The organism is Alteromonas sp. H02 (assembly GCF_059682525.1).
The window spans coordinates 4,272,080-4,297,005 of record NZ_CM185021.1; the positions used below are offsets into that span (position 1 = coordinate 4,272,080).

Below are 24,926 nucleotides of genomic sequence, written 5' to 3' on the forward strand. Positions count from 1 at the left end.
ACCAGCCTGGCCTACCCGGGCTGGCCAGCATTTTTCTCAATCATCAGTGCCACAATCTCATTGCGGTAGCCATCCGTGGTCTTATATTCCCGATAACCTTTTGAGACGGCAAAACCAACCACGTACTGCTGCCCATCGAGAGTATAAATACCCGCTCCCTGTTCACCGCTACGATAACGAACAATATCTTGAGGAAGCGTCAGTTGACAGCCCGCCTGCCAGGGCGCATTGCTGCTGGCGGAGACTACCTTACCGCTACGCTCTACAAAAATCCCCATCCGTTTTGAATCTCTGCTATTGAGCACATCGTCCAGCATCTGCCGGAACTCGGGTTCACTGTCGAATACCAGACCTATCCCCCCAACGACACGGTTATTACTGCGAATGGCGGCATTATAGATATACGTGGGTCGCTGCTGGTAATAATCACAGGGGTGAAATGACGACACACTGTATTGCTGTGTGTCCGTCAGGGCCATTACGCTTTGCCAACGGCTGTGCTCTGTTGCCTGGGTATCCTGCCACGCTTTGAAGCCAGGATTTGACACGGCAATGATCCTACCGCTTTTATCAAACACGTAGATCCCCTGATACACCGTATATAAATCGTTGATGTAAGCTAAGGTATCACTTATGGATTGGCCTGCCTGCGGCGAAAAATCAGGTGCAGACAGCACCTGTGTAAAAGTGTCCGTTAATGCCCACCAGCGGCAATCATTGGCCCGCTCGTATAAATTTCGGTCCATAATATCAATCGCCAAAGCTGCCTGAGCGCTCAGTGCATTGTAGTGGGTAGTTAATGCAGTACTCATCAGCTGGCTCACGGAGCGACTGAAAATGCCCTGCATCTGACGGCCAATCTGACGAATTTCTTCCAGTATCGGAATAAACTCATCCGCATCGGTGCGGGCCGCCGCGATACGGCCATTGAGCACCACCAGATCGAGATCATCCGTAACCACCCGGGAACGATGTTGAATATTGCTGAGCGTGGCAGAAAATCCCTGCCAACGGGTAACGTCCTGCTCAGCCGCTGCTGTGTCTGTCTGCTCTCCTTGTTCCGCAGGTTGTGTAAAAGGCATTAACACACATCCCTGCCAGGATAACCCTGTATATCCCTGATAACCCCGGGTTGGTGCCACGGTGCAAAAATATTGCTGGTTGTTAAGCGTAATTAACGAGCCCTGACCATTCGTTGCTACCTGCTCACCCCGCCCTAATACCGACTGATCACTGCACACCAGAACCTTACCACGAGCATCCAGTAACGCCATCAGCAGTCCGCTGCCATCATCCAGGTCAGCAAACAGCGAAGTCATTTCATCTTCCAGTTTAAAGCTTAAACACAGCACTCCAAGCAGTTCGTTGCTATGCGGATCCCTGACCGGCGCGAGAAACAAAGAAGCAACCGTTTTATGCGGACACAGTGCAGAATAACGGCAAATCTCCACGTAGTCTTTACCACTGCTTACCAGCTCCTTGATTACCGGATCCGTGCCTAATTGCCCGGCCACCGCGCTATTCATACGGGCTCTTACGCGGCCCTGCGGGTCGAGTAATATCACATCGTCGTACACGGAATATTTTGCTGCGTATTCCTGCATATGCTGCACGATGTTTTGAGTATCAGTTGCGGTTTGGCTATCGGTGATGTTGTGCTGCGCTTTCAAAAAATTGACAAACCGGGTATCGGTGGCCAGAAAGCCCACATCGGCGGTGCGTTCAAACAAATTACGGTTGGGAATATCAATCAGCGTCTGGGCCATAGAGCGGTGCTTGCGCCCCACCTGTTGTAGCTGCTCAGCCAGTAGATTTTCAATCAGCAATTCCTGTAGGTCGGCAAATTCCCCCTTAGTATCCAGCATGTTAGCTAACAAACTCTGAGGCACATTCAAACTGTTAATTTTGCCAACCAGAGCTACTTTATCCCACCAACGATTGAGGTTTGTCAGGTTAGTCTGATGTTTTATGACAGAAGGAAAGACTACTGCCAGCGCATTGTTATTTCTGGTATTTAAAATTTCCACGGCGCCGCACCTAATACTTTAGTATAAGTTATTGTTTTAAATGGGTTATTAATATTCTTTATAACAGATGGTAAAATAAAATATCGTATAATTTATGTTAACAACCATAACCTTTAGCTATAGAAGTCACGCTAAAACCTGTTGTATAGAATAAAAAAGCGCCAGTTAACGTTTTAATCCATGACAGAAATCAGCCTCTGAGTTACCCTTACAGACATAGCGATATACTTAAGGATTACGGGTGGCAGAAGCGATTGAAGCGAACTATGCGCGAGGGCAATTACGTGCCATCAATCAGGCGCTGTCTGAGGGTCGCTTTGTTTCTGTGCGCAAGCAGCTGCACGAGATGCCCCCCAGCGATGTCGCGCTGATTCTTGAGTCCAGCCCTACCAAAACCCGTGATGATTTATGGGAATTACTCGACAGTGATTTTCATGGCGATGTCATCGAAGAGCTTTCCGAGGAAGTCCGTAACGGTATTATTGCCAAAATGATGCCCGCCAAGGTGGTCGATGCTCTCGAAGACATGGACACCGACGACCTCGCCGAAACCTTGTCGAGTCTGCCTGAAGAAGTGCTGCAGGATGTGCTGCAGTCCATGGATGCCCAGGACCGCCACCGCGCAGAACAAGCCATGTCGTACGGTGAAGAAACCGCTGGTTTCATCATGAACACCGACACCATTACGCTGCGCCCGGAAGTCTCCATTGATGTAGTACTGCGGTATCTGCGCCTGAAAGGTGAGCTGCCGGAAAATACTGATACGTTTTACGTCGTCAGCCGCACTGATAATCTGGTGGGTATTGTGCCCGTAGCACGGCTTCTCACAACCGATCCGGAAGCCAAAGTATCGGATGTCATGGACGAAGAGCCAGAAGCTATTCCCGTGAATATGCCCGATGACGAAGTCGCCAGCATGTTTGAACGGTATAACTGGCTTTCGGCACCGGTGGTGGACGATAAACACCGTCTGGTCGGCCGGATCACCATTGATGACGTGGTGGATATTATTCGTGAAGACGCCGAGCACTCCATGATGAGTATGGCCGGTCTGGATGATGAAGAAGATACCTTTGCCCCGGTCTGGCAAAGTACCCGCAGACGCTCTGTCTGGCTTGGCGTTAACCTGCTTACCGCCCTGATGGCCGCTGCGGTAAGCGATTTATTTGAAGCGACGCTGAGTCAACTGGCAGTGCTGGCCATTCTCAATACTATTGTGCCCAGCATGGGGGGCGTCGCAGGTAACCAAACCCTCACCTTAGTGATCCGCGGTATGGCTCTGGGCCACGTTAATCCGTCTAACTCACGCTGGCTGATCACCAAGGAGTTCGCTATAGGCTTGCTTAATGGTGTTATCTGGGCAGTCCTGATTGCCACCGTAATAGCCGCTTGGAAACAAGACCTTACACTCGGAATTATCATTGCCTTCGCAATGCTGATGAACATGATTGCCGCTGCGCTGTCAGGCGTTACACTACCTATTGTTATGAAAAAGCTGCGCATTGATCCCGCGCTGGCTGGTAGTGTGATTTTGACTACCATCACCGACGTAGTGGGTATCTTTGCCTTTTTGGGCACCGCAACGCTATTTCTGGTGTAGCGGTAACTCGCCACATCTACCCTGACGATGTAACCAACAATCAATAGAGTAGCCTGCCGTTATCACCCGCTGCTGAGTGGTGAGCGGCCATCTTTCAAAGGAGAGAACACATGGAACTGATCCGCTCTTTGAGCATTGCTGTTGCAACCGCCCTCGCGCTGAGTGGCTGTATGACCGCGCAACAAAGCTCTACAGAGGACACCGCCAGTTCGGTAACCCCGGCCGTCCCTGCCACCACTGAAGATCCTTACCTGTGGCTGGAAGAAGTCGAAGGCGACAGAGCACTCAACTGGGTACGTAGCCAGAACCAGCGCACCCTGGCCGACCTTCAGGCTAATCCAGTTTATGCCGACCTGAATGAGCAAGCGCTGGAAGTGGTTAACTCCTCCGAGCGTATTCCCTACGGCACCATCCGTAATGGCTATGTGTACAACTTCTGGCAGGATGCGACTAATGTAAGAGGCCTGTGGCGCCGAACCACACTCGAAAGTTATGCTACCGAATCTCCCCAATGGGAAACTATCCTCGACTTCGACCAACTGGCACAACGCGAAGATAGAAACTGGGTATATAAAGGCGCCAACTGTTACACCGCCAAGGCAAAAGCCGATTACAAATGCCTGATTAGCTTATCCAATGGCGGCAAAGACGCGGTGGTGATCCGTGAGTTTGACCTTGCTACCAAGCGCTTTGTGGATGACGGCTTTACCCTGCCCGAAGCCAAATCCGGCGTAGCCTGGGTTGACTACAATACACTGCTGGTGGCGACAGACTGGGGCGGTGATGGCACTACCCTAACGCAATCCGGCTACCCCTCTACGGTAAAACGCTGGCAGCGCGGCACACCACTTAGCGAAGCAACACAGCTGTTCAGCGGCAATAAAACTGATGTTGGCGTATTTCCTTACACCCAGGAACGGGATGATGGCACCCGCCTGGAAGGGGTAGTCGTTGCCCCCACTTTCTTTACCCGCGAAAACTATATATTCCCGGCAGGTAAAGATGCTGTGCGTCTTCCGCTGCCAGATAAAGCCGATATCGTGGGTTTGTTTGAAGGACAACTGATATTTACCATCAAACAAGACTGGACCGTGGAAGCCGGTGGCAGTACCACGCATTATTCTACCGGTAGTCTGCTGGCGATGCCTTTCACTGAAGCAGGCGAAATGACCTCTGAAACGGTGCCTGAGGTCATTTTTGAACCTAACGATCGTCAGGCTATCGAAGGTGTCTCGATGACCCGGGGACAGTTACTGATGACTTTAAGCGACAATGTGGTAGGCAAAGTATTTGCCATCACTAAAGCCGGCGATGAATGGCAACGGGAACAACTGGACTTGCCTGCCAATGGCACGCTGTCGGTCTCTTTTGCTGGTAAAGATGAGGCAACGGTACTGATCAATTACGAAGGCTTCCTGACGCCCGATTCGTTAATGAGTTATTCACCGCAAAGCGGCGAAGTGACAACCTTAAAGAGCCTGCCCAGCTGGTTTAACACTGAGGATCTGGTAGTAGAGCAAAAAGAAGCAAAATCGAAAGACGGCACCATGGTGCCGTTTTTCGTGATCCATAAAAAGGCATTAAGCACGATGGCAAAACGCCTACTCTGCTGTATGGCTATGGCGGCTTTCAAATCTCCATGCGCCCCAGCTACAGCGGCTTAAGGGGCAAGCTGTGGTTAGAGCGAGGCGGTGCTTTCGTACTGGCGAATATCCGTGGCGGTGGTGAATTCGGCCCTAAATGGCATCAGGCCGGTTTGAAAACCAACCGTCAGGTGGTGTATGACGACTTTATCGCCGTAGGCGAATGGCTGATTGATCACAAACTGACCTCCCCTGAACATCTGGGGATCCAGGGCGGCTCTAACGGTGGCCTGCTAATGGGGGTCATGCTCACCCAGCGTCCCGATTTATGGAATGCGGTGATAGTGCAGGTACCATTGCTCGATATGCTGCGTTTCCACCTGTTGCTGGCCGGCGCCAGCTGGGTGGGAGAATACGGCTCACCAGAAGTGCCCGAAGAGCGCGAATGGCTGGAAAAAATGTCGCCCTACCACAACTTTGATGCCGATGCGGATTACCCGGAACCTTTCTTTGTGACCTCCACCAAGGATGACAGGGTACATCCCGGACACGCCCGTAAGATGGCCAAACTGTTTGAGGCCGCCGGCAAGCCGTTTTTGTACTACGAGAACATTGATGGTGGTCATTCAGCAGCGGCTAACCAGCAAGAAACCGCTAAGCGGGTAGCCCTTGAGTTCACCTATCTGACAGAGAAACTGATGGCTGAAAGCGCAGATTAAGCCTGCTGATTTTCACCAGAAAAGCCCACAAGAAAGCCCGTTACGTTAACGGGCTTTTTTCATTTTACTGGTTCCCCAATCCCTAAGCGGATTGGGATAACTGTAAACAGTCGCTGTTAAATTTATACCCCACACCCCATACGGTTTCGACCAGATGAGCGCCGGCTTTGGTTTTCCCCAGCTTGGCACGCAGGCGGTTTACATGACTGGCCACTGTGTGTTCAAAGCCCCCATAATGATATCCCCAGACTGAGGTTAACAATTGCTCTCTGGAAAATACCTGATCCGGATGACTGGCCAGGAAATGCAGCAACGAGAATTCTTTGGCGGTGAGAGGTAATGCCTGGCCGTCCAGCTCGGCACGGTGATAGCTGTTATCGATATAAAAGCGACCGATACGAACCGGGTGCTCACTGCTTTTATCCGCCCCGGTTCGACCGGCGGCGCGGCGTAACTGAACCCTTATCCGGGCCTGTACCTCGGCCGGATTAAACGGATACTCAATATAGTCCTGGGCACCGAGTTCAAGGCTGACAATACGCTCTGAATCACAGCCCTGATGAGCCATAACGATGATTGCGCTTTCGGGTAACTTAGTCTGTAGCTGGGCAATCAGCTCAAAGTGTTCGGCAAGCTTGCTGTAGCTGTCAATAATGATTACCGGGTAACGTTTTTGCAGGCAACGCTGAATGACCCCGGATGAAGTGCATACCAGTTCACAGTTTTCGCTGATCCGCTCAACGCAAGTAAGTAGCGGCCGACAATGATGACGATTATCGCTGACAATTAGAATCATTCCCTCTCCCGGTCTGTTGCCTGACTGCAGACGCAGTCAGCGTACCTGTTATTAATCAACAGACCGGAAGACAGGAAACTTTATTCCACTTTTTTATTGCGGTGGTTATTCAACCCGGGTAATGGTGAGTTTTACCGCCGGGTTATCAAACCGATGCGCAGCAGTAAGCACCGACATTGTCAGGCCATCTTGAGCCGAAACCACGCCAGGGTGAAAGCTCACCAAATCCGCATCGTCCCGTTCAGCATTGTAGCCTTCCCCGCCATCAGCCGGGCCGGGAATAGTGCCCGCCACCTCGCTGTTGGCCTCGGTACCTGCATCGAGGACGGGCAATACCATGGTCATGCTCTGGTTCACTTCAAGCTCACCCAAAGCATGGCCGGTAACGCCGGCAAACGCGTCGTTGGTGTTAACCAACATGGTAGCAACGCTGATAAACGTATCAGGTTCATTTATCACTGTGACAGTGATGGTTTCACTGCTACCCGGCGCAATAGGCCCTGCACCTGATGCAGAGGCCATTACGCCCTCTGAGGCAGTAAAATCGCTGTTATCACCACCCTCAGCGAGTACTTCCAGAGCCGCTGAGGCAGGCATGCCTACTTCCCACATCACCGCATCACCATGCAGCGCTACACCTACCGGCGACAGCGGTTGTCCCTGCGTTATGTTTTGTACTGTCACCTCATAGGAATACGAGACATCAGCGGGTGGCACCGGGGCAGGCTCGTTATCATCGTTATGATCACATGCAGTCAGGGCCAGGCAGCTTAACGCGACCAGTGAAAGTCCGAATCGTTGTTGTATAACCATGGGACCTCCTACTCTGATACGGTAACGGTGACCATGGCAACAGGGTTTAACCAGCGCTGGACAGTATTGGAAATATCAGACATGCCAGCCTCGGTATCATTGTCGCCAAGATTCCCGGGGTGAATGTGCACCGTGGCATTGGTGATTTCGCTGGTGACACCACTACCACCGCTACCTACCAGATCCTCAAGCGGTGGTGGAACAGGCAGACCCGGTGCGCCAGGTGCGCCGCCACCCCGGATTTCATCGTTGGCTTCCGTGCCGGCATCGTAGGCATTAAGATACACGGTATAAGTACCCGGCTCATCGGGGATCATCCAGCTATTCAGACCAATAAAGCCATCATTAGTCGGCAGCATCATGGCAACAATAGATAATGTGGTGTTGCCGTCCATGGTAGACAAACTCGTTGTGGTGGCTGCGGTAGGCATTAATAAACCGCCAGCAGGGTTGGCTACTGTATCAGCACTTAATGCATCGACGGCCATTTCCAGCCCGGAAATATCGCCGCCTTCGGCCATCGCCTGCAGCTCGGTGCTGGCGGCTTCACCCACATTGAAAAGCTGCTGATCAGGGCTATGGGCCGTAATTAAAATGGGCGTAAAATAAATACCACGAGTGAGGTTTTGCACGGTAACTTCAAGCTCGGCGGCCTGAGCAAATCCGCTCATTGCAGTCAGGCCGGTGGCGACCATCAAGGGTGTCAGTTGCTTTAGTTTCATAGAGATTCCTTTTGCGCTTAATCATTCTAAGGCTTCGGTATTTCATTCAGTAAGTGCTAAACACTTTGAGTTACCGAAGCACTGGCTGTTCACGTTACTGAAGAGCGGAATAACGCTGATATGTGCTAACACCGTTCTTCATAGCGCTAAGGATGGCCGACAAAGTTCGCAAAAGTTTCACAGAAAAATCACAATTTTCAGGCATAAAAAAACCGGCGGTTAAGCCGGTTTTTACTGATTATCTATTCACGCCAGATTATTTAATGACCTTCAGATTAGGTTTACCACGAGGTTTTGGTGGCGTCTGAGGCGGTACCTCAGCGTCTGTTTTTGCTTCTTCCAGAACCGGAGCGCTGTCGTCTGTTTCGGGCTCATCAGCCGGCATGCCCTCAGGAGCAAATACCGTACCGGCGCCATTCTCACGCGCATAGATAGCCAGAACTGCCTCACAAGGCATACTCAGGCTGCGCGGCTGGCCACTAAAACGGGCCTGAAAAGACAAACCATCTTTATCCAGATAGAAATTAACACAGGCAGACGGCGAGATGTTCAGCACAATCTGGCCGTCTTTAACAAATTCCTGCGGCACATCAACCAGACTATTTGTGGCGTCTACAACAATGTAGGGCGTGAGATCGTTATCAACAATCCAGTCGAAAAACGCTCTTAACAAATACGGTTGGTTGGAGGTCATTTGACTCATAACGGGTTATGAATTTCGCGTTCTTGATCAGTCAGCGACGCTTTGAACGAACTTCTTGAGAAGATACGGTTCATGTAAGCGTGGATGTCTTTAGCGCCACCACCGTTAAGCTCAATGCCCAGGGCAGGTAAACGCCATAACAGCGGCGCAAGGTAGCAATCTACCAGACTGAATTCTTCGCTCATGAAGTAAGGCATTTCGGCAAATACCGGTGCCAGGCTTAACAGCGCTTCGCGTAAATCGTTGCGGGCAGTTTCCACATCACCTTCGCCACGGAAGATTTGCGCTGCCAGGCTGTACCAGTCCTGTTCGATGCGGTGCATCATCAGGCGGCTCTGACCACGGGATACCGGATAAACAGGCATCAGTGGCGGATGAGGAAAACGCTCATCAAGGTATTCCATGATGATGTGAGACTTATACAGCACTAATTCACGATCAACCAAAGTGGGCACTGTTCCATAAGGATTCAGCTCCATCAGGTCTTCAGGCAGTTTAGTGGGATCGGTGTAGCTGATCTCAACGCCAACGCCTTTTTCGGCCAATACAATACGAACCTGATGACTATAGATGTCAATCGTGTCTGAGAACAACGTCATGATTGAACGTTTATTCGCGGCTACGGCCATTCATTCTCCTCCGAGATACATTAAATCGAGCATGGTTGAACGCTAATTTGCGGCCAACATAAACTAAAAAAAGGGGGCGAGAGGCCCCCTGTCATTTATTATACTATAAAACCCTGACGATTAGTGAACGTCTCGCCAGAATTCTTTCTTGAGCATGAATACAAATACAAACAGTACCAGGATGAAGATCAGTACCCATTTACCAATGGACTCTGACTCCAGGCGGAACGGTTCGCCGGTGTATTCGAGGTAGTTAACCAGATCCAGAATAGCCTGGTCGTACTCTGCGGTTGTCAGTGCACCGTCACCATCGGTTTTAATACCGGCGTGACGCATCACTGTTTCACCATCGACCATTGCTTCTTCTTCAACCATGCGCGGCGTACCTTGCAGTGGTTGCAGCACGTGTGGCATACCTACTTCAGGGAATACTGTGTTGTTGACACCAAACGGACGCGACTCATCCACGTAGAAAGAACGCAGATAAGTGTAAATCCAGTCAGCACCACGAACGCGAGCAACCAGTGTCAGATCCGGCGGCGCCGCACCAAACCACTGAGCGGCAGACTCTGCCGGCATAGAGCGTTCAATGTAATCGGAGATTTTATCACCGGTGAATTGCAGGTTTTCTTCTGCCAGTTCTTCCGGAATACCCAGATCGTTGAACGTACGCTGGTAGCGCTGATACTGCTGGCCGTGACAGCCAAGGCAGTAGTTCATGAATAATTTCGCACCACGCTGCAACGACGCTTTGTCGCTCAAATCGTAGTTAGCTTTGTCCAGGTGGACGTTGCCGCCAGCGGCCAGAGCCATCCCAGGCAACAGCAACGCCAGTACACAAATTAGTTTTCTCATTTAGGGATCCTCGCTGGTACAGGCTTAGTTGTTTCATTTTTACTGTAGATAAACAGCAGGATGAAGAAACCGAAATACATCACTGTTAAGATTTGCGACGCCGTGATTTTCCAGTTTTCCTGAGGCGTACCGCCTAAGTAACCTAAGAAAATAAACACACCGGCAAACACAAGCAGATTCAGCTTATGCAGACCGCTGCGATAGCGCCATGACTTAACGGTACCGCGGTCGAACCAAGGTAACAGGAACAGGAAGATAATCGCACCAAACATCGCGATAACCCCAAACAGCTTATCCGGAACCGCTTTCAGAATCGCGTAGAACGGCGTGAAGTACCATACCGGGAAGATATGCGCAGGCGTTTTCAGCGGGTTAGCAATTTCAAAGTTTGGATGCTCAAGGAATTTACCGCCCATTTCCGGCGCAAAGAACATGATGTAAGTGAACGCCGCCAGGAAGATACAAAACGCCACCAGGTCTTTCAGCACGATGTGCGGGAAGAAGGGTACAACATCATCTGCGATGTCATACTTGCTGGTGTAGTACTCATGAATTTCAAACTTGGTTTTTTCGTCTTCAGACAGGCTGCCTTTCTTGTGTTTGATAGCCACACCATCAGGGTTGTTAGAACCCACTTCGTGCAGTGCAATGATGTGCAGGAACACTAAGATAACAATAACCAGTGGCAATGCGATAACGTGTAACGCAAAGAAGCGGTTAAGCGTAGCACCAGAGATAACGTAGTCACCCTGAATCCACTGTACTAAGTCCGGACCAATCACCGGAATGGCACTAAACAGCGATACGATTACCTGTGCACCCCAGTAAGACATCTGACCCCATGGCAGTACGTAACCCATGAAGGCTTCAGCCATCAGGGCGAGGTAAATCAGCATACCGAAGATCCACAGCAGCTCGCGTGGCTTCTGGTAAGAACCGTAGATCATGCCACGGAACATGTGCATGTATACCACGATAAAGAACGCTGACGCGCCGGTGCTGTGCATGTAACGGATGATCCATCCGTAATCGATTTCACGCATGATGTATTCAACCGACGCGAAGGCACCTTCGGCAGTTGGGTTGAAGTTCATGGTTAACCAGATACCGGTTACGATTTGGTTTACTAATACAATGGTGGCCAGAAACCCGAACACGTACCAGAAGTTCATGTTACGTGGTGCCGGATACTGGATAGCGTGCATGTTGGCCACACGCATCATTGGGATACGTGCTTCAATCCAGGCTAGAAATGCTTGCATGTTACGCAACCTCCGCTTCTGAACCAATGATCACTGTTGTGTCGTCAACAAACTGATACGGTGGAACAACCAGATTTAATGGCGCTGGAACGTTTTGGAAAACGCGGCCGGCCATATCGAATTTAGAACCGTGGCACGGGCAGAAGAAGCCTTCTGGCACGCCTTCGACGTATTCTTCAAACGCACCATCTTTCATGTGTTGTGGAGAGCAACCAAGATGCGTACAAATACCTACCAGAATGAGGTATTCCTCTTTCATTGAGCGGTACTGGTTCTGCGCAAATGCAGGTTGTTGCTCGTTTTCAGAGTTAGGGTCACGTAACTGATCTTCGTGTTGACCAAGTTCTGCCAGGATTTCAGGCGTACGACGTACGATCCATACCGGCTTGCTTCGCCACATAACACGAATCAGCTGGCCAGGTTCGATTGCGCTGATATCAACTTCCACATCAGCACCGGCCGCTTTCGCTTTTGCACTCGGATTCCAGGACGCAACGAAAGGTACAGCTGCACCTACTACACCCACACCACCAACAACCGATGTCGCAACGGTTAGAAACCGACGACGCGGATTATCTTGCGGTTTGTTATCACTCAGCGCAGACTCTTTTGCATCTACAGATACATTGCTCATCCACTTTTCTCCAGGTTTTGGATAATATGAAAACCCGCAAACCACCGCCCCAGGCGGGTTTTACAGGCTTTCATTAAACTTGTCGTGTCCGTATCGCCAGAGCGTTTTAGCAAGGTGGCGATTTAGCACGAAAGATTGTCATAATTTTCGACCGAAAATGATAAAAGAAAACCCCCTCAAAACACAAGGAATTACTGGAATTAACTGGATAAATATTTGCGCCAAATCAGGCCGGTAATGCAGCCTGAGACGAAAGTCGTAGTCAGATTTACGGCCTTAAACATATTTTTTACATTTAATTATCACAATTGTGCAGCGGGCGCTTCGCGGTCTGCGTAGAAGCGTAAAAATCCCTGTACATCAGGCATAAAAAAACCCGGCATAAGCCGGGTTTTTGCATTCTGTATAAACGTATTAACGTTTTGAGAATTGTGGTTTCTTACGTGCTTTATGAAGACCCACTTTCTTACGTTCAACGCGACGAGCGTCACGAGTAACGAAGCCTGCTTTACGCAGAGCTGGACGAAGTGCTTCATCATATTCCATCAGTGCACGGGTAATACCGTGACGGATTGCACCAGCCTGACCATTTGAACCACCACCTTTAACAGTGATGTACAGGTCAAACTTTTCAGTCATTTCTACCAGTTCCAGTGGCTGACGAACAACCATGCACTCGGTTTCACGACCAAAGTACTCGTCAAGAGCACGTGAGTTTACTGTGATGTTTCCTGAACCTGGACGCAGGAATACACGAGCAGTAGAACTTTTGCGACGGCCAGTGCCGTAATATTGAGTATCTGCCATGTGATAAGCTCCTTAAATGTCCAATACTTGAGGCTGTTGAGCAGTGTGCTTGTGTTCAGCACCTGCGTAAACTTTAAGCTTGCGGAACATTGCACGGCCCAGAGGACCTTTTGGCAACATACCTTTAACCGCTTTTTCAAGCACCATTTCTGGCTTGTGAGCAAGCAGCTTCTCAAAGTTAGTCTCTTTAAGACCACCAGGATAACCAGTGTGAGCGTAGTACATTTTACCCTGCGCTTTGTTACCAGTTACAGTAATTTTCTCAGCGTTGATAACTACAATGTAGTCACCAGTGTCAACGTGAGGAGTATACTCAGGCTTATGCTTACCACGTAAACGCAGTGCGATTTCAGAAGCCAAGCGACCCAGAGTTTTGTCTGTGGCGTCTACCACATACCAGTCACGGACTACCGTTTCTGGCTTTGCAACAAAAGTTTTCATTTTAAAATTCACCGAAATAATTCGTCGTTACTTTGGTTAAGAAGCATTGTTAAGCGATTAACAACGTTTCAAACCTACCTAAAATCAACTGTCTGACCCCTTCGAGTCTGATGATTCTTCCACCTTCCCACAGGTGGGTGTAACTGGGCAGGGCGCGAATTATACAGCATTTGCACAAAAAGCATACCCCCAACACAGCAAAAAATTAAATTGGCACAAGCTTTATTCGTCGACTAATCTTGATAACGAATTCAAACATATATTGCTGTTTATGAAACCCTTTTCATTTTCAATCCTGCTCGCCGTGTTATTCAGCCCGGCAGGCTTCGCTAACGACGCGCCAGAAAAAGTGATTTTCACCCGCGCCTTTGCCGATGAAGCCTACGGGTATTATCACGCGCAGATCCTGGCACAGGTGCTGGAGTTAACACCAGAATTTGGGGCGGCAGTGGCAGAACCACATCCCCAACCCATGCCCCAGGCCAGACAAATTATAAAGCTCCAGAGTGGCGAGGCGCAGGTAATGTGGAGCGCTACCTCAGCGGAGCGCGAAAAACAGTTACTCACGGTACGTTTTCCATTACTGCAGGGCCTGGCCGGCTACCGGGTGCTGGTTATCCATAAATACAAGCAAGGCAGTTATCCGCAGGATGTAACCAAATCAACCCTACAGTCTTATCTGGGGGTACAGGGCGCAGACTGGCCGGATTTAACGGTGCTAAAATACAATGGATATCAGGTTGAAGGGCTACCCTGGAGTCTGTGGTTTACCAATATGTTTATCGCCGTAGAAAAAGGCATGGTGGACTACTTTCCGCGTAATGTTATCGAAGTCTCCAACGACCTCGAACGACATGCCGACAAGTTAGTTAAACTCGAAGATAACCTGTTGCTGCGCTATCCCAGCTACGAATATTTTTTTGTATCGCCAAAACATCCGAAACTGGTAAAACGGCTGTATACGGGTTTGTTAAGAATGCTGGATAGCGGTGAACTTAAAACCTATTTCGACAAACACTACAATCATCCACGAGCGCTGGAGCTGGCCACCGACCCCAACCGAAAAATATTTGAGCTGGAAAATCCTGGCATCAAGCAAACCTTTGAAAACCCTTTGTGGAGCCAGAGTCCGGCTCCGTTACGCGCTTACCTTGCTGCCCGGGCTGCAGAATAAAACATTGCAAACAGCGATATCAGGCAGATGTTTCCTGACGTTTTACCCGCTGCCATAATTGTTCAAGCTCATCCAGCGAGTGCGCTTCAAGTGCGCCTTTTTCCGCCTTTGCCATCGCTTCAACCGCAGCAAAACGATTAGCAAACTTTTGACTGGCCCGGCGCAACGCGGCATCAGCATCCACATTACAATGTCGTGCCAGGTTTACCATGGCAAATAATGCATCACCAATTTCAGCTTCGAGGGCCTGCTGATCGCGCTTCGGCGCATCCAGCTCCGCCTGTATTTCCGCCACTTCCTCGCGCACTTTATCAGCCACCGGGGCAACTTCTGGCCAGTCAAACCCCACTCGCGCGCATTTCTTCTGAATTTTCTGGGCATACATTAACGCCGGCAAACCGGTGGGGACACTGTCCAGTAGGGCTTGCGGGACGTGTTTTCGCTCCTGTGCCTTAATGGCTTCCCATTGCTGCGTTAAACCGGCGTTATCGGTGGTTGCTTCGCCAAACACATGGGGATGGCGGCGCACCATTTTATCGCTGATTGCATTCGCGATGTCCGTAAAGTCGAACTGCTGTGATTCATTGCCAATTTGCGCGTAGAAAACGATCTGAAACAGCAGATCACCCAGTTCATCTTTAATCTCATCCGGTGCCCCCCGCTCTATGGCATCAACGGCCTCATAAGCTTCCTCAATCGTATAACGGGTGAGCGACTGCATGGTTTGTTGCACATCCCACGGGCAGCCCGATTGCGGGTCACGCAGGCGCGCCATGATATCAAGCAGGCGGGCTAACGCCGCCTTCGGTTCAGTGGGTCTTACGTCTGACATCAATGATGTCCTTCAGTTGTCGCAAACGATTCGTCAGGCGGCTCAGCGCTTCTACATCGGAGACTTCTACCGATACCGAAATCAGTGCAGTGTGGCTGTTTTTGTCGCTCAGGCTGTTTACGCCGAGCAGGGCCACGCCTTCGTTAGCCAGCACTGTGGTGATATCGCGCAGCAGACCAGTACGATCATTACATTCAATGTCCAGATTCGCTTCATAACCGACGTTGAGATCTTCTGACCAACTCACTTCAATTTGCCGTTCCGGATGCTGATTGAGCAGGTTCTGAAGTTGCTCACAGCTGTCTTTGTGCACGCTTACACCGCGCCCCTGAGTGATATAACCCAAAATATGATCGCCGGGCACCGGCTGACAGCAGTTAGCCAGCTGGCTCATCAGGTTACCCACGCCCTGCACTACCACACTGTCAGGTTTATTTTTGCCCCGCGCGGCTTTGCGCGTTTTAACCTTGGGGCTCAGTTCTTCAACTTCCGGCGGCGGTGCCACTAACTGTTGCAGATGATGCACCACCGACATTACCCGCACATCGCCGGCACCTATTGCAGCAAACAGTTCGTCTGTACTGGGCACATTAAATCGTTCGCAGGCATCGACCGCCATTTTAACAGGCAGTCCGGCCCGTTGGAGTTCGCGCTCCAGCAGCTCTTTACCCGCCTGCTGGTTTTTCTCTTTATCCTGTTTCTTAAAGAAACTGTGAATTGTCGCGCGGGCCCGTGACGAATGGACATAACCTAAACCAGGATGCAGCCAGTCTCGCGACGGGTTGGGTTCTTTTCCGGTCAGGATCCCCACCTGATCGCCACTTTGCAGCTGATAGGTAAATGGTACAATACGACCGTTAATCTTAGCGCCGATACAGCGGTGCCCTACATTACTATGAATGTAATAGGCAAAATCCACCGGCGTTGACCCCTGCGGTAAATCAATCACATCACCGCGCGGTGTAAAGACATATACCCGGTCGTCAAACACCTGACTGCGCAGTTCTTCAACAAAGTCACCCGACTCGGCCACCTCTTCCTGCCATTGCAGGATTTTACGTAACCAGTTAATCCGCTCATCGTAGCCAGAAACCTTACCAGCACTGCCCTCTTTATATTTCCAGTGCGCCGCTACACCCAGTTCAGCATCCTGGTGCATCTTCTGGGTACGGATCTGAATTTCAACCGGCTTACCTTCCGGGCCGACAATAACCGTATGTATCGACTGATAGCCATTCGGTTTAGGAGTGGCAATATAGTCGTCGAATTCTTTGGGAATATGCTTGAAATGGGCATGCACCGTGCCCAGCGCCGCGTAGCAATCCTGCAACCGCTCGGCAATGATCCGCACTGCCCTGATATCGAAAAGCTGCTCAAAAGTCAGGCGTTTTTTCTGCATTTTTTTCCAGATGCTGTAGATGTGTTTTGGTCGCCCGTAAACCTCGGCCTTAATGTGTTCGTTATTGAGCAAGTCCTGCAAAGAGTCCACTACATTGTCGATATACTCGGCGCGCTCGCGCCTTTTACCATCCAGCTGTTTAGCGATTTGTTTATAAGTGGCTGGATGTAAATAGCGAAAGGCTAAATCTTCCAGCTCCCATTTTAACTGACCAATGCCAAGACGGTTAGCCAGTGGCGCATAGATGGTGGCACACTCCCGGGCAACCATAACCCGGGTTTCTTCGTCGGCCTTTTTAACCTGTTGCAGGGCGCAAATCCGTTCCGCCATTTTAATCACAACCGCCCGCACGTCTTCCACCATGGCCAGCAGCATACGACGGATACTGTCGATGTGTTGCTCATCGGGTGCTGAGAGCTTGCTTTCGGATTGTTTGCGGTTATGCAGCATGCGAATCGCTTCCATGCGGCGTACACCCACTACCAGTTGCTCAATTTCAGTACCAAAGTTTTCCGCCACCTCGGCATCAGACAACTCATGCTGCTGACAATAGGGATAAACCAGCGCGGCCTGCAATGTTGCATCATCCATGTTGAGCTGATGAAGGATTTCCACCATCTCCTGCCCGACCAGCAGTTTATCCGGCATGTGCGAAATATCGCGCAGCTTCTGAGCGGTACTTTCAGACAGATTAAGACTCGCCAGCCATTCTTCAAACGGTGGCCGGTGTTCTTCGTGCACTGTGCGGGTTGAAACCATATTTACCTCTTACCCTTTAGCCACGCGTTCGAGTAACGCCATCGACTCAATATGCTGGGTATACGGGAACATTTCCATTAGTCCGAGTTTCACGATCCGATACCCGGCTTGCAGTAGCGGTGCCAGATCGCGATTAAACGTTGCCGGATTGCAAGATACGTACACGACTGACTCAACTCTGGCTTTAGCGATATGCTGACAAGTCTCAAAAGCCCCTTCCCGGGACGGGTCCAGCAACACTTTATCGTATTTCTTCATCGCCAGAGCGCTAAGTTCAGCGTCATTATTTAAATCGGCAGTGCGCCAGTTAATGTTAATAATGCCTTGTTGGCGGGCAACTTTTTCACCTTTTTGCACCATTGTGGAAACGCCTTCTACTGCAGTGACGCCAGCGCAGCGTTTTGCCAGAGGTAATGAAAAGTTACCTAATCCGCAGAACAGATCGAGCACTTTATGCTGCGCCTGAGGCGCCAGCCAGCCGAGCGCCTGCTCAATCATGGCCAGATTTACCTCTGCATTGACCTGGATAAAATCTTCGGTGGTCACCGCCAGCGATAATGCATCGGTGGTGGCGCATAACAACTCATCTACCGGCTTATGCAAGGCTTCGCTGTGATCACCATAGTCGAGTCGCAGTAACAGCTTATTTGTCTGAGCAAAGGTCATTAACAATTCGCGGTCGCTGCCTGCAAAAGGTTGAGTGCAGCGAAATGTGATGCCGATACCGTTTTGTGCTCTTAGTAAACTTATATGGCCAATAGCGGTGCGCCCGGATAGCTGCTCGAGTAGTTTATGTAACGGCGCTAACAGATCATTAAGTTCAGGTTCAAGCACCGGGCAATGGTTGACATTGACCACTTTATCGCTCTTTGCCGCTCTGAATCCCAGCGCCAGCGGCTTGCCTTTGCGGGCATCAATGGCCAGGCGCGTTTTTCGCCGGTATTGGTCACCGGCGCTGCGTAAAGGTGTGACCCAGGGTAACTTGTCTAACGAGTGGGTGAGCCGGATTTGCTCATCCAGCGCCTGTTGTCGCCAGGCTAAGGCAGCGTCGCGCTCAACGTGCTGCAACTGGCAGCCGCCACATTGCTCATATACCGGGCAAAAAGGCGTTTGCCGCGCCGGGGCAGGCTCAAGCACTTTGGTTACATGACCTTCGCAGACTTGTTTTTTACTGCGCGTAATGGCTACCTGACAGGTTTCACCGGGCAGCGCGCCATCCACAAACAGCACCGGCTGATAGGTTCGGCAAACACCGCGTCCTCGGGGGTCCCACTTTTCCAACGTCACGGTGACAGAAGAAGCCTGAGCAGGCCCTTTTCGTTTTCCGCTGGCGCGACGCTTACCACCGCCCTGATAAATACTGACCATTATCTTGCCTCACGGTGTTTCAAGGATCACCGTTGCCACGGCGTAATGTTGTTCATCAGATAAACTTAAGTGAGCACTCACTATGCCTTTAATCTTGCATTTCTCGGCAAACTCACCGCTATAATGCAGAATTGGCGCGCCCGCTTCGTCATTGCTGACACGCAATTGTTGCCAGCTAATACCGCGACCAATCCCGGTGCCCAGCGCTTTTACCGCGGCTTCTTTAGCGGCAAACCGTTTAGCCAGATACCGTACCGGCTGATTGTGCGCTGAATAAATGGCCCATTCATCCGGTGTGAGCACCCGACGCGCGAGGCGATCCCGGGAGCCATCCTCCATCTCAAAACGGGCAATTTCGACAATATCAGTTCCCAAGCCTGCAATGGCCATGGTCAGCTCCGGTGGTGGTTAGCCTATGTATGCCTGTAAACGCGCTTCCTGCATCAGGCTGCGCATATCCGCCACGGCTTTGTGCAAACCGTCAAACGCAGCTCGGGCGATAATGGCATGACCAATATTGAGTTCGATTAGCTGCGGGATAGCGGCAATCGGTTTTACGTTGTGGTAATGCAAGCCATGACCAGCGTTAACCTGCAGCCCGAGATTATCGGCATACTCCACACCACGGCGGATTTGCGCCAGGTGTTCCAACTGCTCCGCTTCACTGGTTGCATCGGCATAATGACCGGTATGAATTTCGATATACGGTGCGCCGGTTGCTTTAGCGGCATCAAGCTGGCGCTCATCGCCATCAATGAACAGGGAAACCAGAATATTCGCCTCGGCCAGGCGCTGGCAGGCATCGGTCATACGACTCAGATTGCCGGCCACATCCAGCCCGCCTTCGGTGGTTAACTCTTCACGTTTTTCGGGCACCAGGCAACAAAATGTGGGTTTAACCTGTTCGGCAATGGCCAGCATTTCGTCGGTGACAGCCATTTCTAGGTTTAAGCGGGTATTAATGGTTTGCGCGAGTAACGTGACATCACGGTCTTTAATGTGGCGACGGTCTTCCCGCAGATGAACGGTTATACCGTCTGCGCCTGCGCGTTCTGCGATATCCGCAGCGTGCACCGGATCGGGGTAAGAGGTACCACGCGCATTTCGCAGCGTAGCGATATGATCAATATTAACGCCAAGCAGAATATCTTTCATTCCCAGGGTCCTGGATTACATAACAAAACTGAAGTGGCGCGTATTGTAGCAGTGATTCAGCGGGAGGCCAAAAAGAGCTCACGACTTTTCAATGGCTTGTCACCCACAAAGGGATGCAGAGCTAACCGGCATAAGCGCTTTGCCGCCTTTAATCCCGGCGGGCTGAAATCCTGTTCAGCCAGCATCAGCAGTTCGGTACCGGAAAAACTGAGTTTGCTGGCCTGTTTAACCTGGCAAAACCCCAGTTCCGACACCAGTTCGTAATGAAAAGACGGTTCGATGGGATCATTGGAAGCCGCGTCAGTAGTGAAATCCGGCATAACGCCAAGCTCCTGCAAGAGTGCCAGTTCATACTGACGCAGAATATACTCGGCAGCCGCCTGTTCCTGCTGCAATGCTGCCAGGGCTGTTGCATAGGCACTGTAGAGCTCTGCAGCCTCGACACCGCCAGGCAATACCCGGTTGGTGATCTCATTGACATACAGGGCACAATAAAGGGCATTTCCGGTGAGCATGCGCAAAGCGCCATTGCCTTCTAATTGAGTCAGGTTCTTTAAATCGCTTTTGCCGCTTAGCTGTACTCGCAGCGCCTGGAAGGGTTGCAGCAGGCTTCGGCGGTCGGATTTGGCGCTGCGCACACCACGGGCTACGGCGCTGACGCGGCCGAGTTCGAGGGTAAAGAAATCAACAATAAAACTGGTTTCACGATAGGGGCGTCGATGCAAAACATAGGCATTCAACCAGTGGTTAGCCATGATTATGCCCGCTTGATCCGCACAACTTTCATCTGTTCAAACTCCATACCAGCAACGGTTTCCACCGTGCGGTAGTAGGTCATATTCACCCGGGCTCCCTGCAGCGACTGATAAGGTTTGGTGCGTTTAAACACGAAGGGCGCATCGACATCTTCAATCATCACAGTATGGCGAACCCAGTCGCCATCCTGGCGCTGTACATGAGAAACCACTTTCAGGTTTTCACTGTGAGTCAGTGACTGATGTCGTTTTAGCAGCTTATCCACACTCATAGCAATTCATTACCTGTCAGGCCACCGGAGCCAGAGCTTCCACCAGCAGTTGCAGCGATTCCCTGCCCCGATAGTAATTCACATCCAGCTGATACGCCAACTGTACCTGTTTAACAGTAGGGTCAGGCCAGACATCGAAATCAATATTAAACGCGATAGCGTCGAACTCCTCGCCGCTGTCGGGATGCGCCAGCACCATTTTAAGATGTCGCTCACCGACAATCCGCTGCTGAATAAGCTGGAAAGTGCCGTCGAATAGCGGCGGCTGAAAGCCCTGGCCGAAAGGACCGGCCTGGCGCAATACCTGAGCAGTGGGCAAATTAAGGATGTGTGGCGCCAGTTCACCATCACTGAGGATGATATTCGGGTCGTCAATGTCAGCCAGAGCCGCTTTAACATGGCTGGTAAAGGCGGCGGTAAAGGCGGAAAGACTGGCAGTCTGGATTGATAATCCGGCGGCTGCCGCGTGTCCGCCGAACTTCTCAATCAGGCCCGGGTGGGCGGTACTGACGGCCTCCAGAATGTCGCGGATATGGACCCCGGCTATGGAGCGCGCCGAGCCTTTAATAATTTCATCATCCTGTTTGGCAAATACAATGGTAGGTCGTTTATATTCATCTTTCAGCCGACCCGCGACGATCCCGATGACGCCCTGGTGAAAATGCGCATCGAAGAGTACGATGGCATCTGGCGGTGCACTGCTGTCGAGTTGCACCGACGCCAGGGTTTCCTGTGCTTGTTGTTTCATTTCCTGTTCAATGGTTCGCCGCTGCTGGTTAAGCCGGTCGAGCTCCGTCGCCCGCGCCCGGGCTTCCATGGTATCGCTGCAAAGCAGGCACTCTATCCCGGCCGCCATATCATCCAGACGACCCGCCGCATTTAGCCGGGGGCCTATTACAAAGCCCAGATCCGTTGCCGTCAGGCGGCTGGCATGACGCTGAGCTACGTCGAGTAAGGCAGTAATCCCCGGCCGGCATTGTCCGGCACGGATCCGCTGTAAGCCCTGATGCACCAGAATACGGTTATTCTGATCAAGCGGCACCACGTCCGCTACTGTGCCTACTGCCACGATGTCGAATAAATTGGCTAAATTAGGCACCTGAAGCCCCTGGCGTGTAAACCAGTCACGCCGTTGCAGTTCAGCTCTCAGCGCCAGCATAAGGTAAAACGCCACGCCAACACCGGCGAGGTTCTTCGAGGCAAAATGGCAGTCCGGCTGATTAGGATTAACGATGGCGGTAGCGGCAGGTAGCGTTTCGCCGGGTAGATGGTGATCAGTCACTATCACTTCCATACCCAGTTCTTTCGCTTTCTCTACGCCGGCATGGCAGGAAATGCCATTGTCGACGGTAATGATTAATGGCGTTCCCCGCTCGGCGGCCACCTCGACAATCTGTGGCGAAAGCCCGTAACCAAAATCAAACCGATTAGGTACCAGGTAATCCAGCCGGGTTGCCCCCATCTGCCCCAATGCCAGCATACATAGCGCGGTGCTGGTCGCGCCATCGGCGTCAAAGTCACCAATAATGGTTATCGATTGCTGCTCACTAATGGCATCGGCAATGCGCGCGGCGGCTATGTCGCAGCCCAGTAAATCGCGATAATGCAGCAGTGCCCGGGCACCGGTATTTAATTGCTCGGCAGACTGAATGGAACGGCCACGGTAAACCCGCTCAAGAACCGGATGTATTGCCGTGTCAAAGGTATCGGTTAACGGCCGGCGCCTGATATGTAAACTCATAAATTCGCTGTGATTCGTTGCTGAAACTGAAAAGCATTCTGATTGGTGAAGCAACCGGATACCTGAGAGGAATGGTATCCGGTAGGCGGTAAGACAATTAACCGGCGATCTGTTTAAGCGCCGATAGCAACTGTTCCGGCGGTTGGTAACCAGGAATAATACTGCCATCGCTGAGTACGATATTAGGCGTACCATTTACGCCAATCTTGCGACCAAAACGAAATTGCTCGGCAATGTCGTTATCACAGCTGTTAGGCGTTACGCTGCTGCCTGATTTTGCGTTGGTCATAGCTTTTTTCGGATCGGCGGAGCACCAGACCGATACCATCTGACGATAGACCGGGCTGTTGAGGCCAGCACGAGGATACGCCAGGTATCTTACGGTAATGCCTTCTTCGTTGTACTGAGCAATCTGCTCGTGCAGCTTACGGCAATATCCGCAGGTAGTGTCGGTGAATACTGTTACCACGTATTGTTCGTCTTCAGCTTTAAATTCGATGTAGGAATCATCAAATTGCTTTAAACCATCCAGACGCATTTCAGCCAGCGCGGTTTCGGTTTCGTTACGCATTTCTTCGTCGAGATTGTAAACCCGCGCCTGGAGTAAATAGGTGCCGTCTGCACTAACGTAAAACAGGCCGTTTTCGGTGCTGATTTGCAGTAAGCCATCAACAGGTGAGTCGGCGATGGCATCTACCCGCCATTTCAGCGTGGTTTCGATTTTTGCTTTAACGCTCTCTTTATCTGCCGCATCGGCCAGCACATTTGCAGTTGCAGCAACTGAAACAACACTCAGCACTGCCAGTAAACTGCGAAGAAACACTTTCATTTAATCACTCCTGAAAACCACTCGGATTATGGCCTAAACGGCCTCTGGGGTGCTGAATTTACAGCACATTGTTTTCTTTAAGACCGGTATTTCACCGTAAAATTCGCTCTAGTGTATCAAAAAATCCCGCTCTGGCGATGATTGCCATCGACAATTACCCCGGTGCTCATCGAATCGGCCCTGCCAATAGTTTGTTTTATCCCCTAGAGGTTGTTGATCTTTGTATGAAAAGCAGCCGGCATAGCAACGAGGTATAATTGTTTCGCCAAAAATAATTAACCGTAATGTTGCTATGCCAAGAACGATGTTAACAGATGATGCGTGGGAAATCCTAAAAGTACTGCTAAAGGAGAGTGGCAGAGTCTATAACAAATATGAGCACCGAAATACCCTGGAGGGCATACTTTACCGAATGCGTACCGGCATTCAGTGGCGGGATTTGCCATCTGAATTTGGTCTCTGGAATACGGTCTACCGACGATTTAATTTATGGTCGAAGAAAGGCATATTGCAAAAGTTATTTGAAAGCTTAGCCTCCGAGGGTGACCCAGAATGGTTGTTTCTTGATGGTAGTATAGTTAAAGCGCATCAGGATAGTAGCGGTGCAGCGGGTAAACAAGATGAGGCCATCGGAAAAAGTCGAGGTGGTAACTCAACGAAAATTCACCTTGCGGTAGATAGCGGTGGCCTGCCCGTTTATTTTGAACTATCCGGTGGTCAAGTGAACGACATCGTACATGCACAAAGTCTGATAATAAACTCCCCACAAGCCGATATTGTTTGTGCTGATAAAGGCTATGACAGTGAAGCTTTTAGAGCTTACGTAGAAGAAAGTGGAGCAGATGCCAATATTCCACGCAAACGAAATAACAAATTAGGTAATGACGATATGGACTGGTGCCTGTATCGATATAGGCATCTTGTTGAAAACGCGTTTTTGAGGATAAAAAGGTACCGGGCAATATCAACAAGATACGACAAGCTAGCTCGAAACTATAGCAGTACAGTCGCATTGGCATTCATGATGATGTGGCTACCAATGTACTGCTGA

General features: G+C 50.7%; 25 protein-coding genes. 5 read left to right on the forward strand and 20 right to left on the reverse strand.

The window, feature by feature from the left end:
- Window positions 1-11: 11 nt before the first annotated feature.
- Window positions 12-2,027 (reverse strand): cache domain-containing protein, encoded by a 2,016-nt coding sequence (locus AC566Q_RS19845; RefSeq protein ID WP_499609843.1) that lies wholly within the window; start codon window positions 2,025-2,027, stop codon window positions 12-14.
- Window positions 2,028-2,268: 241 nt separating this feature from the next.
- On the opposite strand from AC566Q_RS19845, the gene mgtE reads away from it, so the two are divergent.
- From mgtE to AC566Q_RS19860, 3 genes are all read left to right on the forward strand, one after another.
- Window positions 2,269-3,627 carry a magnesium transporter gene (gene mgtE, locus AC566Q_RS19850; RefSeq protein ID WP_499609846.1) on the forward strand — a complete coding sequence of 453 codons (1,359 nt, stop codon included), beginning with the start codon at window positions 2,269-2,271 and terminating at the stop codon, window positions 3,625-3,627.
- A 110-nt stretch (window positions 3,628-3,737) separates the two neighbouring features.
- A complete protein-coding gene (locus AC566Q_RS19855; protein WP_499609849.1) occupies window positions 3,738-5,291 on the forward strand; it encodes a prolyl oligopeptidase family protein in 1,554 nt (517 codons plus the stop codon).
- Window positions 5,267-5,929: a prolyl oligopeptidase family serine peptidase gene (locus tag AC566Q_RS19860; protein ID WP_499609852.1), complete on the forward strand. Its 663-nt coding sequence runs from the start codon at window positions 5,267-5,269 to the stop codon at window positions 5,927-5,929. Before AC566Q_RS19855 ends, AC566Q_RS19860 begins: the two co-directional genes overlap by 25 nt.
- An 82-nt stretch (window positions 5,930-6,011) precedes the next feature.
- Here AC566Q_RS19860 and AC566Q_RS19865 read toward each other — a convergent pair whose 3' ends face one another.
- The 10 genes from AC566Q_RS19865 to rplM form a co-directional block, all read right to left on the reverse strand.
- Window positions 6,012-6,725 (reverse strand): response regulator transcription factor, encoded by a 714-nt coding sequence (locus tag AC566Q_RS19865; protein WP_499609856.1) that lies wholly within the window; start codon window positions 6,723-6,725, stop codon window positions 6,012-6,014.
- A gap of 105 nt (window positions 6,726-6,830) precedes the next feature.
- The gene (locus AC566Q_RS19870) at window positions 6,831-7,538 is read right to left on the reverse strand and encodes a spondin domain-containing protein (protein WP_499609859.1); all 708 of its coding nucleotides are present in this window, start codon (window positions 7,536-7,538) and stop codon (window positions 6,831-6,833) included.
- Between the two features lie 8 nt (window positions 7,539-7,546).
- The gene (locus tag AC566Q_RS19875) at window positions 7,547-8,260 is read right to left on the reverse strand and encodes a spondin domain-containing protein (protein ID WP_499609862.1); all 714 of its coding nucleotides are present in this window, start codon (window positions 8,258-8,260) and stop codon (window positions 7,547-7,549) included.
- A 256-nt stretch (window positions 8,261-8,516) separates the two neighbouring features.
- Window positions 8,517-8,963 (reverse strand): ClpXP protease specificity-enhancing factor, encoded by a 447-nt coding sequence (locus AC566Q_RS19880; RefSeq protein ID WP_499609865.1) that lies wholly within the window; start codon window positions 8,961-8,963, stop codon window positions 8,517-8,519.
- Complete coding sequence (sspA, locus tag AC566Q_RS19885; RefSeq protein ID WP_105936547.1) at window positions 8,960-9,592, reverse strand: stringent starvation protein SspA; 633 nt, start codon at window positions 9,590-9,592, stop codon at window positions 8,960-8,962. Before sspA ends, AC566Q_RS19880 begins: the two co-directional genes overlap by 4 nt.
- A gap of 120 nt (window positions 9,593-9,712) precedes the next feature.
- Window positions 9,713-10,447: a cytochrome c1 gene (locus tag AC566Q_RS19890; protein WP_105936546.1), complete on the reverse strand. Its 735-nt coding sequence runs from the start codon at window positions 10,445-10,447 to the stop codon at window positions 9,713-9,715.
- Window positions 10,444-11,709: a cytochrome b gene (locus AC566Q_RS19895; RefSeq protein WP_105936545.1), complete on the reverse strand. Its 1,266-nt coding sequence runs from the start codon at window positions 11,707-11,709 to the stop codon at window positions 10,444-10,446. The genes AC566Q_RS19890 and AC566Q_RS19895 overlap by 4 nt, the downstream gene beginning before the upstream one ends.
- Window position 11,710: 1 nt before the next feature.
- Window positions 11,711-12,343 carry a ubiquinol-cytochrome c reductase iron-sulfur subunit gene (gene petA, locus AC566Q_RS19900; RefSeq protein ID WP_105936544.1) on the reverse strand — a complete coding sequence of 211 codons (633 nt, stop codon included), beginning with the start codon at window positions 12,341-12,343 and terminating at the stop codon, window positions 11,711-11,713.
- Window positions 12,344-12,757: 414 nt separating this feature from the next.
- Window positions 12,758-13,150 carry a 30S ribosomal protein S9 gene (gene rpsI / locus AC566Q_RS19905; protein WP_105936543.1) on the reverse strand — a complete coding sequence of 131 codons (393 nt, stop codon included), beginning with the start codon at window positions 13,148-13,150 and terminating at the stop codon, window positions 12,758-12,760.
- A 12-nt stretch (window positions 13,151-13,162) separates the two neighbouring features.
- Window positions 13,163-13,591: a 50S ribosomal protein L13 gene (rplM, locus tag AC566Q_RS19910; protein ID WP_105936542.1), complete on the reverse strand. Its 429-nt coding sequence runs from the start codon at window positions 13,589-13,591 to the stop codon at window positions 13,163-13,165.
- A 271-nt stretch (window positions 13,592-13,862) separates the two neighbouring features.
- On the opposite strand from rplM, the gene AC566Q_RS19915 reads away from it, so the two are divergent.
- Window positions 13,863-14,765 carry a transporter substrate-binding domain-containing protein gene (locus AC566Q_RS19915; RefSeq protein WP_499609871.1) on the forward strand — a complete coding sequence of 301 codons (903 nt, stop codon included), beginning with the start codon at window positions 13,863-13,865 and terminating at the stop codon, window positions 14,763-14,765.
- Window positions 14,766-14,784: 19 nt separating this feature from the next.
- Here AC566Q_RS19915 and mazG read toward each other — a convergent pair whose 3' ends face one another.
- From mazG to dsbC, 9 genes are all read right to left on the reverse strand, one after another.
- Window positions 14,785-15,597 carry a nucleoside triphosphate pyrophosphohydrolase gene (gene mazG / locus AC566Q_RS19920; protein ID WP_499609873.1) on the reverse strand — a complete coding sequence of 271 codons (813 nt, stop codon included), beginning with the start codon at window positions 15,595-15,597 and terminating at the stop codon, window positions 14,785-14,787.
- A complete protein-coding gene (relA, locus tag AC566Q_RS19925; protein WP_499609876.1) occupies window positions 15,575-17,755 on the reverse strand; it encodes a GTP diphosphokinase in 2,181 nt (726 codons plus the stop codon). The genes mazG and relA overlap by 23 nt, the downstream gene beginning before the upstream one ends.
- A 9-nt stretch (window positions 17,756-17,764) precedes the next feature.
- The gene (gene rlmD / locus AC566Q_RS19930; protein WP_499609879.1) at window positions 17,765-19,123 is read right to left on the reverse strand and encodes a 23S rRNA (uracil(1939)-C(5))-methyltransferase RlmD; all 1,359 of its coding nucleotides are present in this window, start codon (window positions 19,121-19,123) and stop codon (window positions 17,765-17,767) included.
- Window positions 19,124-19,132: 9 nt separating this feature from the next.
- The gene (gene acpS / locus AC566Q_RS19935; RefSeq protein ID WP_499609882.1) at window positions 19,133-19,513 is read right to left on the reverse strand and encodes a holo-ACP synthase; all 381 of its coding nucleotides are present in this window, start codon (window positions 19,511-19,513) and stop codon (window positions 19,133-19,135) included.
- Window positions 19,514-19,531: 18 nt separating this feature from the next.
- On the reverse strand, window positions 19,532-20,278 hold the full coding sequence (gene pdxJ / locus AC566Q_RS19940) for a pyridoxine 5'-phosphate synthase (RefSeq protein ID WP_499609885.1): 747 nt from the start codon (window positions 20,276-20,278) through the stop codon (window positions 19,532-19,534).
- A 56-nt stretch (window positions 20,279-20,334) separates the two neighbouring features.
- Window positions 20,335-21,033, reverse strand: a complete 699-nt coding sequence (gene recO, locus AC566Q_RS19945) for a DNA repair protein RecO (RefSeq protein ID WP_105936535.1) — start codon at window positions 21,031-21,033, stop codon at window positions 20,335-20,337.
- A 2-nt stretch (window positions 21,034-21,035) separates the two neighbouring features.
- On the reverse strand, window positions 21,036-21,305 hold the full coding sequence (locus tag AC566Q_RS19950) for a hypothetical protein (protein ID WP_499609888.1): 270 nt from the start codon (window positions 21,303-21,305) through the stop codon (window positions 21,036-21,038).
- A gap of 16 nt (window positions 21,306-21,321) precedes the next feature.
- A complete protein-coding gene (gene recJ / locus AC566Q_RS19955) occupies window positions 21,322-23,046 on the reverse strand; it encodes a single-stranded-DNA-specific exonuclease RecJ (protein WP_499609891.1) in 1,725 nt (574 codons plus the stop codon).
- A gap of 97 nt (window positions 23,047-23,143) precedes the next feature.
- Complete coding sequence (gene dsbC, locus AC566Q_RS19960) at window positions 23,144-23,875, reverse strand: bifunctional protein-disulfide isomerase/oxidoreductase DsbC (RefSeq protein ID WP_105936532.1); 732 nt, start codon at window positions 23,873-23,875, stop codon at window positions 23,144-23,146.
- Between the two features lie 292 nt (window positions 23,876-24,167).
- Between dsbC and AC566Q_RS19965 the strand changes: the two genes are divergently transcribed.
- Window positions 24,168-24,926 (forward strand): IS5 family transposase, encoded by a 759-nt coding sequence (locus AC566Q_RS19965; RefSeq protein WP_123325976.1) that lies wholly within the window; start codon window positions 24,168-24,170, stop codon window positions 24,924-24,926.